Raw genomic sequence first — 17,208 nt, 5'->3', positions numbered from 1 at the left:
GGTGACCTAATCACCGCTATGAGAAAACACCGGTATCTATCTGTAAATGGCCAACCTGGAATTTTAATTGGTAATCCTAATTTAAGATAATTTAATAATTGTGGAATATGGCGAGAATTTATGAAAAATAACCTCTTATTAACTTTGTTAATGCTCAATGGAAGTTTGTCTTATGCGGCAAATGATCATTCGGAATCCTTGAATTTTCCCAAATGGAACTACGGACATTTTATTCTCCAAGCAGGAGGGTTTTGGGCTAAACCAGTATTAAATCAACATGTAAATATTGCTGATCTTATTGGCGATGAATTTAGGGTTAACAAAAGTACAAGATCCAATGGCCTTATAGGTATAGGGTATTATCTAGATGGCCATAATTTCAAACGGACTCAATTTAGTTATGGAATAAATGCATTTTACCTTCCTAAAACTTCAGTTTCTGGAGTTGTTGTCCAAGAAAATTTATTCACTAATTTATCTTATAAGTATAATACGACTAGTTTTCCTCTCTTTGCTATTGCTAAAACCTCAACGAAGTTAGCTATTGAGCGCTTATCTTTAACTGTTGATGCTGGTATTGGCCCAAATTTTATTAAAACAAATGGTTTTATTGAAAATCCCCTTGACGGAATCACTATACCAGATTATGTATTCACTGGTCACACGACTACCACTTTTAGCGCTACCGTGGGTGCTGGGCTTCAAGTAGGTGAGGTGTTTGGCTCTATGCCTTTAGAATGTGGCTATCGTTTCTTTTACCTAGGAAAAGGACAACTTAGCAAAGTTAATGATCAAATAATCGATAATCTAAATACCGGTTCGACCTATGCAAATGCTGTAATCTGTAATTTAAAAATAATATGATCAGAGCGGTGCTGAATTAAAGGCAAGATGAAGCTGTTGCATTTTTGCTTAAAAGCACTCAATAGAAAAGGTAATAATTTCTAATGACCCCAATTAGCAAGCGTATTTTATCCCTAGATGTTTTTCGTGGCTTAATCATTGTTTTAATGATCATTGTTAATTCTCAAAATACTTTAGCCTATCCTTTGTTGCTCCATGCGGATTGGAATGGGTTTACCCTAGCTGATTTAGTGTTTCCGGCATTTTTATTTATTGTGGGTTTAACGGCCGTCATTTCCTTACAGCGTCACTTGGGTTTAGAGAAAAAAGGCAATGTTTATAAAAGTGTTATTAAACGAAGTTTGATTATGTTCTTTTTGGGATTATTATTGGCAGTTTTTCCTTGGAATATCCATTTAGAGACCTTTAGATTCTATGGTATTTTACAAAGAATAGCCGTTTGTTATTTGCTTAGCTCTCTTATCTTTCTTAACTCCAGTTTAAAAACCCAAATTGGGATTTTTTTATTTATTATTATTGCTTATTGGTATTTAATGACGCAAGTTGCTGTTCCTCTGGGAGGAGTAAACCAATTAACACCCGCAGGATCTTGGGTTGCGTATATGGATCAACTCTTTTTTTCACCTAATCATTTGCTTAATAAAACTTATGATCCTGAGGGTTTTTTAAGTACTTTTCCAGCACTTGCAACCACTTTATTGGGGATGTTTGCTGGGCATATACTAATCGGAGAACAGGAAAATAAACTAAAAAATTTCTATTTACTTTGTGTTCTGGGCCTAATTATGATGCTGGGGGGCTATTGGTGGAATATTTATTTTCCTATCAATAAAAGTCTCTGGAGTAGCTCCTATGTGCTGTGGTCTGGGGGTATATCTTTATTGATCTTTGCTGCTTGTTTTTTAGTGATTGATATCATGGACTATCAACGCTGGGCCTTACCCTTTAAAATATTTGGCATGAATGCTTTATTTGCTTTTATTGTACATGTCTTATTTTTAAAAGCACAATTTAAAATTAAGTTTATTTATAAGGGAAGTGAAACAAACCTAAAAGATATAATTACCCAGTTTCTATTCAATGACTTCAGCCCGGAAAATGCAGTCTTACTTTATGCTTTAAGCTTTTTATTATTAAATTTTTTAATAGTCTTCTTTCTATATAAAAGAAAAATTTTTATCCGTATTTAAGAGTTTATCGCTGACCGTACAAAGACAATTTATATAGCTTTATTGCTTTTGAGGTGGTATTTGCAGTACAATTTGTTCGTTATTAAACCTTCAGGTGAATAAATTGTACTTTTCAAATTTTTTCAAGACTCGTAGTTATCTAAATTATACCTTTATTGCTCTGCTTCTGTTCTTTGGCTCAATAAAAAATTCTTGTGCTGCAGTCATTGAGCCTTATGATTTTGGCGATGTTACTCCTAAAGTTACTAAGGTATGGAGCCAAGATGTAGCCCTCTATGTTGCTAAGCGTTTTGCTGCAGAAAATGGATTGAATGCAAAAGACGTGTCAGTTAAGAAATTAAATGCTGGAGCTACCAACCATTTTATTTATTTAATATTTATTGATAATCAAATGAAATTTGTGCTTAAAGGATTGGGTACGCAAAATGAAGCTGAGGCCTTATATAATTTACAACACTATTCAAAAATTCCTGAGATTCAAAATAATCCAGGAGCAGCTACCATTACCTTAAGTAAGTTAATTAATTCTTATAAAGTAAGTAATGATGGAAAGACCTACTATTTTGCTATTTTGGAGGCAGCCCAAGGAAAAGAGTTATTTAAGATAATGACAGCTGAGCTGATAGAGCATAAAGACCTCAATAGTTTAAAAAACATTTTTTATCACATCGGACAGCAAACAAGTGAGTTGCATAAAACTATTGTGGGCACTGAGCGCTTTACAACACCACGAAACCTAGTATCAGTAATTCATGACGATCTACATCCCGAAAACACTTTTTATGATGGGGAAACTAACCATTTTTCTTTAATCGACAATGAAAGTATGGGGGATAGTATTACGAATCCTATGCCTTTAATAAGAGAGCTATATGGCTTTTATGAAGTCCCGATTATTCGCTGGCCTTCAGAAAAAATAACGATTGATCTTTTAAAAGATGCTGATCCGCATGATATTGCTGCCATTTATCATGAATATATTTTAGGAGCCGCATCGGTATATCAGAATGCCGAGGAGGCAAAAAAAATCTTAACTGAAGTAATTATTCGTTTAAATGATATGTCAATTGCCTTTTTGAAGGACAGATATTCAGAACCGTGGATGTATAATCCTACTGATAAATCTGAAGCGCATATCGTTTGGGGTAAGTTTTCGAAAGTGGCTTATAATCCTGAGCTGGCTAAACTCTATATTACTCACTTAACTATTATTAAAAATGAGTTAAAAGCGTTAAGTGGCATTTAGCGAGCAGAGCATTTTATGAACTTTATTCTTCTCGGGCTTCCAAGAGTTCTCTTAGGGGCTTGGGAAGAAGTGCACGTAGTTGATGAGTTAGCGCCGCTTCATTCTTCTGCCATAAAACACCTAGATAAATAATACCTATACCAATAAGAGTAAGGGTTATCGGGAATAAATAGCTGTATTCAAATACTCGGTAGGCTAGATGTCCTAAATAGCCGCAGACGCCAAATGCACCGAAAATAACGAAAACTTTTCTGTTTAAAAGAACACCTACGCAGATCATGATTAGATTAATGCACATATAGAAAAACTTCGATAATTCGCTATCTGAACTTTGCGATGAAAGCCCGCACCAAAAAGCCATCACTCCAAATATATAAAGCCAAAAAGCATAATCTTTGGAATGAAGTGATCGAATATCTACCCAAAATGCAATTAAAATCGTAGCTAAACCAAAATACATAGATACAAGGGCGGCGAGTTCAAAATCATAAGTACCGTTATTCAACATACTGGTAAGATCCATTGACATGTACCAAAGAGTTACGGCAATGGGCATGACCATAAAAGCGTAGCGATAGATCCAAGCAAGAATAATACCTACGATTAAAGTACCAAATTCCATGTAAAGCCAATACCATTTGATGTAATAGTGATACTCATAGTATTTAAGATCGTCTTCAGGCCACCAACCTATCATTTTCTGAAAAGCATAAATAGTCAGTGGGGTTAAACATATTGTAAAGGTGGCACAAATTCCTGCCGGTATATCTAAATGTTTATTGCGAAACCTATGGGCTAAAGCAAGTCCAAGTACGGAGTAGGATAGGGAGAGCAGAAAAACAGCACTTTGGCCGTATAACTCCCAGCTTAAGCCCATAAAAATAGACATTGCCCCGATCGCTATTAACCCGCCAAAATAATAGAGTACATTGGTTAAGTTAAATGTAGGGCCTTGTTCTGGAAGGTTTTTTAAAAAATGCAATAAACGCTCAGACTGTTCCTCTGAAATAATTTGAGCTTCTACTGCTTTATTCATCATCGTCCGTGAAACTTTCATGAGATTCTCAAGCGCTTGGTATCATAAAAAAAGTATAGCTCTAATTTTGATAGTTAAATTTAATTTGTTAAAGCTCGTTTATAAGTAAACAGTTTGGGTAAAAATGGCAGCATAATCATAAAGAATAAAAACAGCCCACTGTATATACTGTAGAGTTTTTGCGAGCCGATTTGCAGGGTAGGGGGTAGGGCAAAGCTCACTACTAATGCGATATTAATACCTATTAATCCAAGCATTGAAGCCATTATAATCACTAGCCGGAGAGTTCCTTTCTTTTTTATAGCAACTTTTATGGCGCTGATGAACAATAATAAATACATTAATAAATAAATCTGGGTGGCGGTATTTAACATTATCCAATAGGAGGTATTTATCGATGGGACAATTAAAAATAAAGCACTGATAGTGATTATAAATAGAGCTTGAATGAGTAAAAGAGTGCTCGGTACATTTTGATTATTTAATTGTCTATATTTGCCGCCTAAAAAACCCTCCTCAGCCGCAAAACCTAAGCTCTTTATGGGGCCAATTAACCAATTATTGGCTGCCCCAATACAACCAAGAACAATCAAGCCATTAATAAAAGGAGCGATAATACTTGCGTGAATTGTATTAAAAAAAACATGAATTAACTGAGGAATGCTTGTGATAAAATTTAATTGGGCAGGAGGAATAATCATTGCAAAAATCATAGAACCGAAAAGCATAGAGCAAAAAATTAGCGATACAGAAAAAATAAGAGAGTGTTGGTAGGCTTTCGCCTGACTTTCTTTTGCATGCACCGCTGCCAAATCAACACCGCAAAAAGAGAGCATTATTGCTGTCAACGAGGACCAAGAATAAGAGTTTTGATTAGCTGGTGGAGAAATTTCTGAAAAATCATGAGAGCAATACCAATAAACTCCAATAATTAAGATAAGAATAAAGGGCACAATAAGACCGGTTATGGTGCAAAAAGTATTAACGCGGTTTGATAATTGAATGCCTCGTAAATTAATTTGCGTTAAACCTATGGTAATACCGACAATAATGAAGAATATGAGACTTTTATTTTCCGTTAGCTCAGGTGCTACGAGGTAGAGAATAACTCCTGCAATAAAACTGAGTAAGGTTGGGTAAAGTAAAACATTCTGCAAGCACTGAAACCATGCGGCCATGAAGGCAGGTTGTCTTCCTAACCCGCTTTTTACCCAGCTGTAAACACCTTGATGCGATTGTTGGGAAAACCATCCAGAAATGAGTGCACAAGGCAGTAAAAATAAGAAGAGGGCTAAAATAAAATAATGCAGTAGGTAATTTCCCGCTAAAGCCGCAGCAGGGAGATTTCTAATGCTGTCTACTGAACCTATGGTGAGTAAACCCAAACTTAGGACAGATAGTTTGTTTCTCATTAGAATCTTAACGAAAGGCAGCTTAATCCACCATCAATTTTTCTGAACTCGCTCATATCAAGCTCTATAACCGGATAGCCGAGATCTAGTATCGCTTTCTTTGTTTTCGGATAACCTTGAGCTATTAGAACCGTCCCATTAACCGCAATACAATTGGCAGCGTACGCTTCATAGGGATCAATGATAATTTGTTTTAAAGTAGAAAATGCCGGGTGATTAATGAGTTCGCCACAAACTAAAATGGTGTTTTCACCTAAATAACTAACGCCGGTTTTTAAATGAAAGAATTCCTTTAAAGGAATTATGGACGCAGTATATCCTTGTTGAGATAAGCTTCGCATCATTTGTTGAGCGCCTTCTTCATTGGTGCGATTTGATAAACCAATGAAAAAATGATTTCCAACTTGAAGAATATCCCCGCCCTCTAAACTCGCTGGTGGGGTAATACGATTAGGGTGTTTAAAAAAACAATGAATAATGGATTCAATTTCTTTTACCTCGCCTTGGCGACTAGAAGCTCCAGGTCTAGTGAGTAAAGCATAAGTTTCCGTAAGTACCGCAACGTCCTCTACAAAACATGAGTCAGGAAATTGTTCTATTGGCGGAAGAACAGTTATTTCTAGATTACATTGGGCTAAGGCATTAATGTAGTTTTGGTGTTGATTTAATGCCAGTTGGTAATTAGGCTTCCCTAGATGAGCTGAAGTTGTTAATCCATGAATCATTGAAGAAGAAGGCGTGCGGACAATAGCATTTCGAAACATGAATTGCACCTCATGAGAAAAAAATTAAGTTTAGCACATTTATTTGATAAGATGCAGATGCATCCATCAGTCAGGCTAACAATAAAATAGGGAAGCGGCTATGAGTAAAAAAAATTTTGACGTGTTATTATTAACTCAAAATGAATACGTTTCTCCGAAGCTGCTAACGCCTTATGTAGAGAATGTTCTCTTGGAGGATAACTTATTAAAAGAAGCTCTCGAAGCCAAAGGATTAACGGTTACTCGAGGCTCTTGGGATGAGCCTGACTTTGACTGGGCATCCACTTCGTTTGTACTCTTTCGTGCCATTTGGGACTATTTTCATCGCTTTAAAGAGTTTGATTGTTGGCTAAGTAAAGCGGCTCGCCAAACTCAATTCATTAATTCTTATTCTATAATCCGATGGAATATGGATAAACATTATTTACTTCATTTGCAAAGTAAAAAAATTAATATTCCACCCACCCTTTTTTTAGAGAAAGGGGAGACAGTTTTACTTAAAGATTTATTCTATGACTCTGCCTGGGATAAAGCTATTTTAAAACCTGCCATAGCTGGTGGTGCTCGGCATACTTATTTGCTCGATAAATCAAATGTCGAGCACTACCAAGATATTTTTCAACAACTCATTGCTGAAGAGGCGCTTTTGTTCCAAGAGTTTCAACGACAGATTATCTCTCGAGGCGAAGTCTCTTTTATGATCTTTGGAGGGAAATACAGCCATGCAGTATTAAAAAAGGCAAAGCAAGGTGATTTTCGGGTTCAAGATGATTTTGGGGGTTCCGTAGATAATTATTATCCAACAAGGGATGAAATTGAATTTGCAGAACATGTAGTTAATTGTTGCAAGCCTTTTTTACCTATTTATGCCCGTGTTGATGTGATGTGGGATAACCAAAATAGACTTTGTGTTTCCGAGCTGGAGCTTATCGAGCCTGAGTTATGGCTTCGTAGCACTGAGAAGGCTGCAAGCCATTTAGCTGATGCATTAGTCGAATATATGAATGGCTTTTAATATCTATGAAAGAAAAACCTAATTTATTTATTGTTTTGATTACTATTATCGCGGGGTTTGGCGGATTTTTGTTAGGGTTTGACTCGACCATAATGGCTGATGCACACGATCAAATAGTTAAGGAGCTGAATTTATCTAATTGGCAATGGTCGCAAGTAATTAGCATTAGTTTATTTGGAAGTATTTTTGGCATTCCAATTAGTGGATTTTTTGCCGACCGCATTAGCCGACGTTTATTATTACAATTGATAGCTTTAGGTTTTATCGTCAGTATTATTGGCTGTGCTTTATCTTCGTCCTTTTCAACCTTATTAGTAGGTCGTTTTTTTTCTGGTATTTGTGTTGGGGTTGCCGCCTATGCTACTCCACTTTTTATTGCTGAAATGGCAATACCGGAGCGACGTGGTGCTTTGTTGTTAATTAATGGCTTAACACTCACTTTCGGCCAAGCGATGGCTTATCTGGTGGGTTATATGGTTCATGATTATTCCTTACACAGTTGGCGGTTTTTATTATTGCTAGCGAGTATTCCTGGTGGAGTATTATTGCTTGGGATGTATCTTGTGCCGCATGCACCAGGTTGGGTAGTCAAAAAAAAGGGCATAGATTCCGCTCGAGTTGTCTTAAAGCGAATAAGACCAAGACATTATGACATTGAGGCAGAAATTAAAAACCTTAATCATAGTCTGTTTCAGCAAAAGGTGGATGCATCCTCTTTGTTGAAAAAACCCATTCTATATGTGGTGCTGTTAGGTACCGCTTTAGGTGTTGCGCAGCAATGTTCAGGAATTAACTCGATAATGTATTATGGACCCATGCTCTTTGCACAAATAGGCTTTTTTCCAATAAAAAATGCCATTTTGGCGACTTTTTGTTTGGGATTTATTAATTTTCTTTTTACTATTGTCACCTTAGTTTGTGTAGATAAACTAGGGCGCCGATTTTTATTGCTTAATGGAACCCTACTTGCATCTATAAGTCTCTTCATTATTACCGCTTTATTGAATGGCTCTTCCGCTAATAAATTTAGCGTTTTATTTTTCTTTTCTTTATATGTTGCCGGATATTGTGTCAGTGTAGGCTCATTATTTTGGGTGCTCATTTCTGAAATCTATCCTATACAGGTACGAGGATTAGCAATGAGTATCGCCACAGTAATACAATATCTTGTCAATTTTATTATTTCTTTAAATTTTTTAAGTGTTTATCAAACCTTACATCAATATACATTTCTTTTGTTTGGTTTATTTTGTTGTGTTGCATTTTTATTAATTTATTTTTTTGTTCCAGAAACAACAGGGGTTCCTTTATCACAAATTGAAGAGCGCTTGATGGCTCGTTATAAAATTAGAGAGATAGGCCACTCATTAAGAAAAACATCATCCTCTTTTATTATTCATAAATTTAGATAAATAATTATTCATTGTGCTATATTGTTTATCATAAGCAGTGGTTTGCAAAGGATGCTAATGAGCTATATTGTTTTGGGATTTTTATTGGTTTTAGGTTTTTTTAATCAGGTTTGGGCAGAAAAAAGACTTCCATTATTAACGGACCTTTATAAAATACAACAGGTGGACGAGCCGGAACTTTCCCCTGATGGTCAATGGGTGGTTTATTCTGTCCATCGATTAAATCAACAAACTAATAAAGACAGCACTAATCTCTGGCTGATTTCAGTTAAGAGTAAAAAAACAAAGCAGATAACCTTTTCCTTGAAAGGTAATAATACTTTGCCTAAGTGGAGCCCCAATGGGCAATGGATTGCTTATTTATCCGATCAAGGTGACCATGCCCAAGTTTGGTTATATACGGTTAAAACGGGTAAAAATACCCAACTTACCCATTTTAATGCCGATATAAGTGACTTTTCTTGGTCACCTGACTCCAAAGAGCTTGCTTTGATAGCAGAGGACACTAGTACTGCTACCGAGGATGGAGATCCAATAGTTATTAATCGTTATGATTTTAAGGATGATGAGGAAGGGTATTTAACTGGCTCAAGGGACCATCTTTATTTATATAATTTAAAAACTAAGACAATGTCACAATTAACTACAGGAAATCATGATGAGTTTTCTCCTGCCTGGTCCCCGAACGGTAATTATATAGCTTATGTGAGTAAACGCGGGGTGGACCCTGACCGCAACTATAACTATGATATTTATTTAATCCAACCCCATCAATCCTCTTCAGAGCGGCAAATAACCCATTATCGCGGCAGTGATATGTCCCCTGAACTTGATTCTAGTATTTCTTGGAGCCCTGATAGTTCGAAATTAGCTTATTTAAGAACTCAAGAGGGCAAATGGTATTATTACGCGCCTTCGCAATTAACGGTTGTTGATCTTAATAGTGGACAAGAAGCACTTCTTGCTCCCATCGATAGGTGGTTTTCTAAGCCACATTGGTCTGCCGATGGTAAAAGCATCTATGCTTTAGTGGAGCAAAATAAAAACACCTATTTGAATAGGATTAAGGTAAAAACTGGCCAAATAGAGCAGTTAACTAAAGGATTGCGTTATGATCAAAATTTTACGGTAAATAAAGATAATATTATTTTAGTCAGTTCAGATGATCAGCATCCGCCGGAGTTGTTTTTGCTCAATGACTCCTTAAGTCAATTAACCCAACATAATAAGAGTTTATTAGATAGGGTTATATTTCAACCCGCAGAAGACTTTTCATTCAAGAATAGTGATGGTCTTGTCATTGATGGTCTATTAATAAAGCCACGGAATTTTATCAAAGGCCAAAAAACTCCCGCTATTATTTATCTCCACGGAGGTCCTGTAGATCAATACAGCCACGCCTTTGATTTCGAACTCCAATGGTTTGCTGCTAATGGTTACATTGTTGTGGCTCCCAATCCCCGGGGAAGCTCTGGAAAGGGTTTGGATTTCTCTAAAGCCATTTATGCTGACTGGGGAAATCGTGATGTTAAAGATGTGTTAGAGGCCGTCGATTATTTATGTGCTGAAGGAATATTAGATCCTAATCGCATCGCTGTAGGCGGTTGGAGCTATGGTGGCATATTAACCAATTATATTATCGCGCGTGATCAACGTTTTAAGGCTGCCATTTCAGGGGCAGCAACAGGGAACATTTTAGCAAACTACGGGGTGGATCAATATACCTATGATTATGAGCAAGAACTAGGGAAGCCATGGCAAAATCAACAAGCCTATTTAAAATTAAGTTATCCTTTTATGAATGCAAACCGTATTAAAACCCCTACCTTGTTTTTGTGTGGACAGCTTGATTTTAATGTTCCTTGCGAAGGTTCTGAACAGTTATATCAAGCCCTAAAATCACTTAATGTGCCTGCTCAATTGATTATTTATCCTGAAGAGCATCATGTGCTTAATACTCCCCATCATATCTCGGATAGTTTAAAGCGTTACACTGAGTGGTTAAATCAATATTTAAAATAACTCAGGACGCTTGAACTTAAATTAATAAGGGCAAGACCAGCTATGGGGATAAAGGTTAGCATCATCGCTACAATACGTAATTTAATTAACCTAGGATTATGTAAAAATACATGTGCATGTATCAATCGCCCCAAAACAAAAAAACTCATCAATAGTGTTAGGGCAAGGCAATTAAGATGATTTATTTCAGCACATAAACAAAGTATTAAGGTGAGTGGTGTATATTCAGAGAAGTTTCCATGCGCTCTTATAGCCATCTTTAGACCCTTATTGCCTTTACTACCTACTGAAATTTGATATAAGCGCCGTAATGAAACTACTCTAACAGCAAGAATAAGGTAAATTAAGCTAAGAAATGAGGTAGAAATTGTCGTAATTGGATACATAAAAGCTCCAGTTTAATAAATTAATGTTAAAATGCCCATCATTGCAAATAATAAAGCGGTACAACGATGTATCCACTTGATTGGTATTTTCTTTGCGAAAAAAGTTCCGATGAATACTGCTGGGACATCTGCTAATAACATGCCTAAGGTAGTGCCAGTAATTACTAATAAGGGCTGTTGGTAATGCGCAGCCAGGGCTATGGTTGCAATTTGAGTTTTATCGCCCATTTCCGCAAGAAAAAAAGCAATCAAGGTTGCACTAAAAACACCAAGATTATTTTTTATGCTTAGCTCATCTTCTTCTAAATGATCAGGGAAGAGCATCCATATCCCCATTCCAAAGAAGAGAATGGCTACAATCCAGCGTAGTATGTATGGGTTTATTAAATAGCTAAGCCAGACACCAATAAAGCCTGCGAGACTATGGTTTATCAGTGTGGCACAGAGGATTGCTAAAATAATCGGTAAGGGTTTTTTAAAGCGGACAGCTAAGACAAGGGCAAGCAGCTGGGTTTTATCACCAAGCTCCGCTAAGACCACAATAAGAATGGAGGTAAAAAATGCCTGCATAAATTATTTTTTATTCAATGAGTAATGATGGTTTCCCTAGAGTAACTTTTTCCCTCATTTTAATTAAGTTATTTTTAAATAAATAATCAATAAAGGTATATAATTAGTCTATTAGATAATAAATTCGTCATTATTAAGGTGTTATTATGATTAACCCTTTTGATTATACCCCCAAAGGTGATAAGCAAAACTCTGATTATTTTAATGAATATAAACTAAAAATCTTTGAACGAAGAAAGTCTTCTGGCTTGGATGATTTGTATAGTGACATGTGTGGGATAGTTGTTCAGGTGCAAACTGGCGATGCCCTGGCTTATTTACAAGAATTGTATGCGATGACTCCATATCGCTATGCAGCGAGTTATATCAGTCAAACCCATAAGATTTATTGTTTGGTTAATACCCTAAATACCCCTGTTTTTATTGTCTTAGAGCCTCTAGATCCTAATTTTCGGGACGATATTACTCGTTTAAATAAAATGTATCCTAATGCGAGGGCTAAATTTAATGCTCGTTACGTCGGTGAAATTTATCAATGTAAAAATAAAGAAGTAACACGACAAACCTTAATTTCACATGATTTTAATTTCGCAGATCCTAATACAACAGAAAATAAATTCTATTGTAATAAACATATCCATTTTACTCGGTTATCGGATTTTACTTATAACAGTGTAGGTTATATGGATGATTCAATTTATGATTTCGACCGCTTGGAACTTGGGCAACGTTTTTACCTGACTAAAGCAGAGGAAGAGTTGCTAGCCCAGGTAGAGCAGAGAGCTATTGACCTAGGAACAGCGAGCCTAATTAAAGGTATTGATCATATGGCGACGCGTATTTTAGCCGGTGAACGAGAAGATGCTATTTTAGAGTTTCTTTGTTTGTCCAATTACTATTTTTGGGGTGCGTACAATATCACAGATATGAACTCATCCACCAATGTTAATCGTGCCTTACATGGGCAAGATATAAAATCACCCGCCAAAGTATTCACAGCTAATAATACACCTTTCATGATTAACTCTTTTGAAAATCTTCCAATGCCTACTGAAACCTTCGTACGTAATTATGGTAGACGCATGCATCATATTGCTTATGAGGTGATTGATGGCGATCACCTAAGTGGGTTTAAAAATATTGATTACGTGATTAATACTTTAAAAACAGATTTTGCCATTGGTTTTTTAGCTCAAGTATTTGGCGAGTGTGTGGATGAACCTGATCTGAAACAAATTTTTTCTAAACATTCCACCTATTCAATATTAATTACTGAATATGTGGAGCGCTGTCATGGTTTTGATGGTTTCTTTACTAAGGCGAATGTAGCTGCGTTGACTGAAGCTGCTAGCTTGGATGAGGGTGTAGGACAGAGTCAGAAAAAAGCGAGTATTGTTGGGGATTAATTGGGGGATCATGATGAAGAGAAAGGGATTGGGATTAGTATTATGTGGACTAAGTCTTAATGCTTTAGCCCAAACACAGACAGAATTAAATCAATCTGCTTGTAAAGAGCTAAAACAAGCTGACAAAGAATTAAATCAAATCTATCAACAAGTATTAGCATATCATCAAGAGGATAAAACGTTTATTAATCATTTTAAAGATGCACAAAGGAAGTGGGTTGCCTTTAGGGATGCCTATACCGATTCTATGTACATACCTGAATATTATCAAAACTATGGCTCAGTCATGCCTATGTGCCAATGTTATTTTTTAGAGCAAGTTACTAAAGAACGCCTTAAACAATTAAGAGCATGGGTTGATGGGGTAGAAGAAGGAGATGCCTGTGTGGGTAGCACCGCCGATTAATCTAGCTTAAGGAGGCTATATTAATTAAGCCTCGGTGGCTATTTATTATTAGCGTGATAACTCCAAAATTTGGGTAAAAATACACAACAAAGGCCTACCCCAAGCACACAAAGAATACCCCCTGAAACTAGGGCGGTAGTCATACCAAAGCCTGAGGCAATTAACCCTGCTCTGGTGTCTCCTAATTTGGGGCCACTTAAATAACTAATCATTTCAATCCCTGCCAAGCGGCCCCGTAATTCGGTAGGTATAGTATGATTCCAAAGCGTGCTTCGAAAAATACCACTGATAGTGTCAAAAGCTCCGGATAAAGCGAGAAAGAATAACGCTACATATAAGGAGTTTGATAGGCCAAAACCGATAATGGAAATACCCCATAAGGCTGCCGCGATTGCAATAGCTTTTCCTTCTGCTTTTATATTAGATGTCCAGCCACTCACAAACGAAAGCAATAGTGCTCCTACTGCTGGTGCAGCATATAAAAGCCCTAGTGTTTTAACCCCACCATAATACTGGGCTATAGCTGGCAGAAGTGCATTAGGCATAGCGAAAACCATGGCTAAGAAATCCACACAATAGCTACCCATTAATTCTTGCTTATTAAATGCGAAGGATAGGCCTTGTTTTAAAGAAAATAAAATAGATGGATGTTCTTGAGCCTTAGGTTTGGGAATATCGTGCATGAGCATCAAACTAGTAATCGACGCAAAAAAGGTTATAAAATCAATGGCATACGTAATTACAATTCCCCATTTTGCAATAATAAGCCCAGCAATAGAGGGGCCAATGATTAAGCAAAAACTAAATTTAAAACTACCTAGTGCACCCACACTTTTATAATCTTCTGGTTTAACGATTTGCTGTATAATGCTATCAAAGGCCGGGCGGTGTAAGCCTGTAATAGCTGACATAAAGGAGGCCAGTATAAAAATACTAATTATATTAGGATTAGATAAATAGGAGTTAAATGCTAAAAACATACAACACACAGCAAGCAAAATTTCGCTCATTATCAATAACAGTTTGCGATCGTAGCGATCAGCGAACACACCTCCTAATAAAGCAGTAAATAATAGCGGAATTAATTGTACTAAACTTAGTAAACCCACCATCATGGTTGATTGGGTAATTTGGTAAATTTGATAAGGCAGGGCAACACTAGTTATCATAGTACCGATAAATGATATAAATTGCCCTAAATACAATAACCTAAATTCGCGGTTTCTTTTAAGTAGTGATAGATCTAATAGATGACTCATAACTTGGCTCTGATAATGACCCCCTTAATGATGTATTAAGGGAAATGAATGCACCCTGTCCATTCATTTCATGCTCTGGGGAACAAGATACACTAAAAACCTTTCGACAACCAATAATTGGCAATATCAATGCGTCGAGCAATCCATATTTTTTTATAAGATGTTAAATAGCTTAGAAATTCACTTAAAGCCTGGCTATGACTGGCTTGACCGCTAAGTCTAGGATGCAGCCCTATCGTCATAATAGCTAAGCGATTTTCTTGATATAAATAGTCAAAACTATTTTTAAGTTGTAGATAAAAATCCTGGCTAGTATTGAATCCTGGTGCGGTGGTGAAACGAAAATCATTGCAACTTAAGGAGTAAGGAATTACCAGTTGATTATTCACTTTAAAGGGAAGTTCATCAGCGTAGGAATCAGAATCATAAATAAATCCGCCAATATCCCAGAGAAGCTCTCGTGTATGTTGACTACGTCTACCAGTATACCATCCTTTAGGTCTTCTTCCTGTTAATTGTTCTATAGTATTAATACAGCGAATTATATCTTGTCGTTCATTTTCTTTCGTTATCTTTGCATAATTAATCCACCGCCAACCATGGCCCGCGATTTCATGGGACGAGGTTTCTAAATATTTTGCAAAGGGTGGATTGAGAATCAAAGCATAACCCGTGATAAAAAAAGTGAGGGGAATTTTATTCTGTTCAAAAAGACGAATCAAACGCCAGATCCCAACTCGACTCCCGTATTCATAAAAAGATTCAATACTGTAATTTCTTTCCCCGGGTAATTTTTTACTGAAAGGAAAATCACTCCCGTAGGTTTCAGCCTCAACATCGCCATTTACCGGACTTAATTCCGCGCCTTCTTCATAGTTAATCACAAAGTTAATAGCCACTTTAGCTTGGTTGGGCCATTCTATTGCTGGGGGATTTGGACCATAGCCTATTAAATCGCGCATTATTATCCTAATTCAAAAGATGTGATGCCATAAATCTCTTCAATGGGTAATTTAGGTTGCTCCTTTAAGTACATTCGTGCAGTAGCAAAGACTTTAACCATTTTATAACGTTGGGTTAACTCTATAGCCCCTACATTATTTTCAGGAATGTCTAAAAAAATACATTGTCCTTTTGCGTACTGAGCAAGATGTTGGAAGAGGATATTAGCTATTTCAGGATTATCTGCAAATAGAGGACCGATTTTAAACCCTTCACGGCAAGCTCTAATTACCCCATAGCCCTTAAGTTGATTATCAGATATAAAGCCTAAGGTTAAACTATCTTGTTGTTGAATCCAATAGTGGAGAAAAGTTGGGCGAGAGGCTGGAAAATGATTTTTATCATAAGCACATAATTGAGAGAAATCTAGCTGTGAAGCCGGAATAATATGAGAACTAGGAGGGGGATTTAGCACCAATTTATCAATGCGAAACCGTGCATTGTTATGTGCGAATTGGTAACCTAAGTTTTGATACTTATCGCACATTTCTAATACACCATCAATACCCGCATTACGCGAGCCTACATAAGCCAGTCGAGCCTTGGTTAGTTCAAACCCATATCCTTTATCCCGATAGGCTTTATCTACTATGTATAATCCACAAAAAGCAAAATGCTCATCGTAAATTACTGCGGAGCCTAAGGCAATGATTTTATTGTTCAATTTACCCGCAAAAAATCCGTTAGGATCAGCATTATAAAAGCAAGAAGCGTCATGTAAACCAGGATTCCAGCCCTCCTCAGCCGCCCACTCAATTGCAAGATCAACTTCATCTCTGTTCATATTCGTGATTTGATAATCCTTGTCCATATTTACTCATCATCATGATTACTTATTTAGAGTATAGATTAGGATTAGAAGGAGGATAACTACCAATACAAAGTAGTTATCCGCTTGGATAAATTAAGGTGAGACAACGACTGGAGCAGGTCCTCCACCTAAGAGACTGATTATTAAAAGTACGATAAAAACAACTATAAATAAGAAAAACAGAACTTTAGCAATTTCGGTAGCAGTTGAGGCCACACCTCTAAAACCAAAAGCACCTGCTATAAGTCCGACAATTAGAAAGATCAAGGCCCAATGTAACATGACGTCTGATATAGGCGCGGATTTTTAGACGAAAAAAAGGTATTTTTAAGAGCTATTCTTCTAATATAAGAGGGGAATAGAATGACCAAAAAGCGAAATTATTACACTGCATCAAAAAAATCAAA

General features: G+C 36.6%; 17 protein-coding genes. 8 read left to right on the top strand and 9 right to left on the bottom strand.

All coding sequences use genetic code 11. From position 1 onward, the window contains the following. Positions 1-120 precede the first annotated feature (120 nt). The 3 genes from ELY15_RS04955 (at position 121) to ELY15_RS04945 (ending at position 3,300) form a co-directional block, all read left to right on the top strand. The gene (locus tag ELY15_RS04955; RefSeq protein ID WP_127098550.1) at positions 121-864 is read left to right on the top strand and encodes a hypothetical protein; all 744 of its coding nucleotides are present in this window, start codon (positions 121-123) and stop codon (positions 862-864) included. Between the two features lie 83 nt (positions 865-947). After that, positions 948-2,054, top strand: a complete 1,107-nt coding sequence (locus tag ELY15_RS04950) for an acyltransferase family protein (RefSeq protein ID WP_127098549.1) — start codon at positions 948-950, stop codon at positions 2,052-2,054. Positions 2,055-2,157: 103 nt separating this feature from the next. Next, entirely contained in the window at positions 2,158-3,300 is a 1,143-nt protein-coding gene (locus tag ELY15_RS04945) for a serine kinase (protein ID WP_127098548.1), read from the top strand. Between the two features lie 22 nt (positions 3,301-3,322). Here the strand turns inward: ELY15_RS04945 and ELY15_RS04940 are convergent, their stop codons facing one another. Genes ELY15_RS04940 through ELY15_RS04930 form a run of 3 tightly spaced genes read right to left on the bottom strand, consistent with a single transcriptional unit; the run spans position 3,323 to position 6,512 of the window. Next, on the bottom strand, positions 3,323-4,357 hold the full coding sequence (locus ELY15_RS04940; RefSeq protein WP_127098547.1) for a DUF2157 domain-containing protein: 1,035 nt from the start codon (positions 4,355-4,357) through the stop codon (positions 3,323-3,325). A gap of 59 nt (positions 4,358-4,416) precedes the next feature. Next, positions 4,417-5,748 carry an APC family permease gene (locus tag ELY15_RS04935; RefSeq protein ID WP_127098546.1) on the bottom strand — a complete coding sequence of 444 codons (1,332 nt, stop codon included), beginning with the start codon at positions 5,746-5,748 and terminating at the stop codon, positions 4,417-4,419. Further along, complete coding sequence (locus ELY15_RS04930) at positions 5,748-6,512, bottom strand: dimethylarginine dimethylaminohydrolase family protein (RefSeq protein ID WP_127098545.1); 765 nt, start codon at positions 6,510-6,512, stop codon at positions 5,748-5,750. Before ELY15_RS04930 ends, ELY15_RS04935 begins: the two co-directional genes overlap by 1 nt. Positions 6,513-6,612: 100 nt before the next feature. Here ELY15_RS04930 and ELY15_RS04925 point away from each other — a divergent pair, with 100 nt between their 5' ends. From ELY15_RS04925 to ELY15_RS04915, 3 genes are read left to right on the top strand one after another with little or no spacing between them, the layout of a single operon-like run. Beyond that, positions 6,613-7,527, top strand: coding sequence for a RimK family alpha-L-glutamate ligase (locus ELY15_RS04925; RefSeq protein ID WP_127098544.1), 915 nt, complete (start codon positions 6,613-6,615; stop codon positions 7,525-7,527). 5 nt (positions 7,528-7,532) lie between these two features. Then, positions 7,533-8,939 (top strand): sugar porter family MFS transporter, encoded by a 1,407-nt coding sequence (locus tag ELY15_RS04920; RefSeq protein ID WP_127098543.1) that lies wholly within the window; start codon positions 7,533-7,535, stop codon positions 8,937-8,939. A 57-nt stretch (positions 8,940-8,996) separates the two neighbouring features. After that, positions 8,997-10,961, top strand: a complete 1,965-nt coding sequence (locus ELY15_RS04915; protein WP_127098542.1) for a S9 family peptidase — start codon at positions 8,997-8,999, stop codon at positions 10,959-10,961. Here the strand turns inward: ELY15_RS04915 and ELY15_RS04910 are convergent. Together ELY15_RS04910 and ELY15_RS04905 are read right to left on the bottom strand one after the other, a co-directional pair. After that, on the bottom strand, positions 10,946-11,347 hold the full coding sequence (locus ELY15_RS04910; protein ID WP_127098541.1) for an MAPEG family protein: 402 nt from the start codon (positions 11,345-11,347) through the stop codon (positions 10,946-10,948). The two genes, ELY15_RS04915 and ELY15_RS04910, sit on opposite strands and share 16 nt — an antisense overlap. 12 nt (positions 11,348-11,359) lie before the next feature. Next, the gene (locus tag ELY15_RS04905) at positions 11,360-11,917 is read right to left on the bottom strand and encodes a TMEM165/GDT1 family protein (protein ID WP_127098540.1); all 558 of its coding nucleotides are present in this window, start codon (positions 11,915-11,917) and stop codon (positions 11,360-11,362) included. Between the two features lie 146 nt (positions 11,918-12,063). On the opposite strand from ELY15_RS04905, the gene ELY15_RS04900 reads away from it, so the two are divergent. After that, the gene (locus ELY15_RS04900) at positions 12,064-13,323 is read left to right on the top strand and encodes a hypothetical protein (RefSeq protein ID WP_127098539.1); all 1,260 of its coding nucleotides are present in this window, start codon (positions 12,064-12,066) and stop codon (positions 13,321-13,323) included. Between the two features lie 10 nt (positions 13,324-13,333). After that, on the top strand, positions 13,334-13,729 hold the full coding sequence (locus ELY15_RS04895; protein ID WP_127098538.1) for a lysozyme inhibitor LprI family protein: 396 nt from the start codon (positions 13,334-13,336) through the stop codon (positions 13,727-13,729). 38 nt (positions 13,730-13,767) lie between these two features. Here the strand turns inward: ELY15_RS04895 and ELY15_RS04890 are convergent, their stop codons facing one another. The 4 genes from ELY15_RS04890 to ELY15_RS04875 form a co-directional block, all read right to left on the bottom strand. Further along, entirely contained in the window at positions 13,768-14,988 is a 1,221-nt protein-coding gene (locus ELY15_RS04890) for an MFS transporter (protein WP_127098537.1), read from the bottom strand. Between the two features lie 92 nt (positions 14,989-15,080). After that, positions 15,081-15,953 carry a polysaccharide deacetylase family protein gene (locus tag ELY15_RS04885; RefSeq protein ID WP_199744169.1) on the bottom strand — a complete coding sequence of 291 codons (873 nt, stop codon included), beginning with the start codon at positions 15,951-15,953 and terminating at the stop codon, positions 15,081-15,083. Then, the gene (locus ELY15_RS04880; RefSeq protein ID WP_127098535.1) at positions 15,953-16,801 is read right to left on the bottom strand and encodes a GNAT family N-acetyltransferase; all 849 of its coding nucleotides are present in this window, start codon (positions 16,799-16,801) and stop codon (positions 15,953-15,955) included. Before ELY15_RS04880 ends, ELY15_RS04885 begins: the two co-directional genes overlap by 1 nt. Before the next feature lie 93 nt (positions 16,802-16,894). Further along, positions 16,895-17,083, bottom strand: a complete 189-nt coding sequence (locus tag ELY15_RS04875) for a DUF1328 domain-containing protein (protein ID WP_127098534.1) — start codon at positions 17,081-17,083, stop codon at positions 16,895-16,897. Positions 17,084-17,208: the final 125 nt, after the last annotated feature.

This window comes from Legionella sp. km772, from assembly GCF_003989735.1.
Taxonomy (GTDB): domain Bacteria; phylum Pseudomonadota; class Gammaproteobacteria; order Legionellales; family Legionellaceae; genus Legionella.
Note: the sequence above shows the minus strand (reverse complement) of the source record. Positions and strands in the feature narration are given on the sequence as shown.

Bases quoted from the DNA above. Each gene is read 5' to 3' on its own strand.
- ELY15_RS04955 (WP_127098550.1), top strand. From the start codon at position 121: ATGAAAAATAACCTCTTATTAACTTTGTTAATGCTCAATGGAAGTTTG.
- ELY15_RS04950 (WP_127098549.1), top strand. From the start codon at position 948: ATGACCCCAATTAGCAAGCGTATTTTATCCCTAGATGTTTTTCGTGGC.
- ELY15_RS04940 (WP_127098547.1), bottom strand. From the start codon at position 4,357: ATGAAAGTTTCACGGACGATGATGAATAAAGCAGTAGAAGCTCAAATT.
- ELY15_RS04935 (WP_127098546.1), bottom strand. From the start codon at position 5,748: ATGAGAAACAAACTATCTGTCCTAAGTTTGGGTTTACTCACCATAGGT.
- ELY15_RS04930 (WP_127098545.1), bottom strand. From the start codon at position 6,512: ATGTTTCGAAATGCTATTGTCCGCACGCCTTCTTCTTCAATGATTCAT.
- ELY15_RS04925 (WP_127098544.1), top strand. From the start codon at position 6,613: ATGAGTAAAAAAAATTTTGACGTGTTATTATTAACTCAAAATGAATAC.
- ELY15_RS04920 (WP_127098543.1), top strand. From the start codon at position 7,533: ATGAAAGAAAAACCTAATTTATTTATTGTTTTGATTACTATTATCGCG.
- ELY15_RS04915 (WP_127098542.1), top strand. From the start codon at position 8,997: ATGAGCTATATTGTTTTGGGATTTTTATTGGTTTTAGGTTTTTTTAAT.
- ELY15_RS04910 (WP_127098541.1), bottom strand. From the start codon at position 11,347: ATGTATCCAATTACGACAATTTCTACCTCATTTCTTAGCTTAATTTAC.
- ELY15_RS04905 (WP_127098540.1), bottom strand. From the start codon at position 11,917: ATGCAGGCATTTTTTACCTCCATTCTTATTGTGGTCTTAGCGGAGCTT.
- ELY15_RS04900 (WP_127098539.1), top strand. From the start codon at position 12,064: ATGATTAACCCTTTTGATTATACCCCCAAAGGTGATAAGCAAAACTCT.
- ELY15_RS04895 (WP_127098538.1), top strand. From the start codon at position 13,334: ATGATGAAGAGAAAGGGATTGGGATTAGTATTATGTGGACTAAGTCTT.
- ELY15_RS04890 (WP_127098537.1), bottom strand. From the start codon at position 14,988: ATGAGTCATCTATTAGATCTATCACTACTTAAAAGAAACCGCGAATTT.
- ELY15_RS04880 (WP_127098535.1), bottom strand. From the start codon at position 16,801: ATGGACAAGGATTATCAAATCACGAATATGAACAGAGATGAAGTTGAT.
- ELY15_RS04875 (WP_127098534.1), bottom strand. From the start codon at position 17,083: ATGTTACATTGGGCCTTGATCTTTCTAATTGTCGGACTTATAGCAGGT.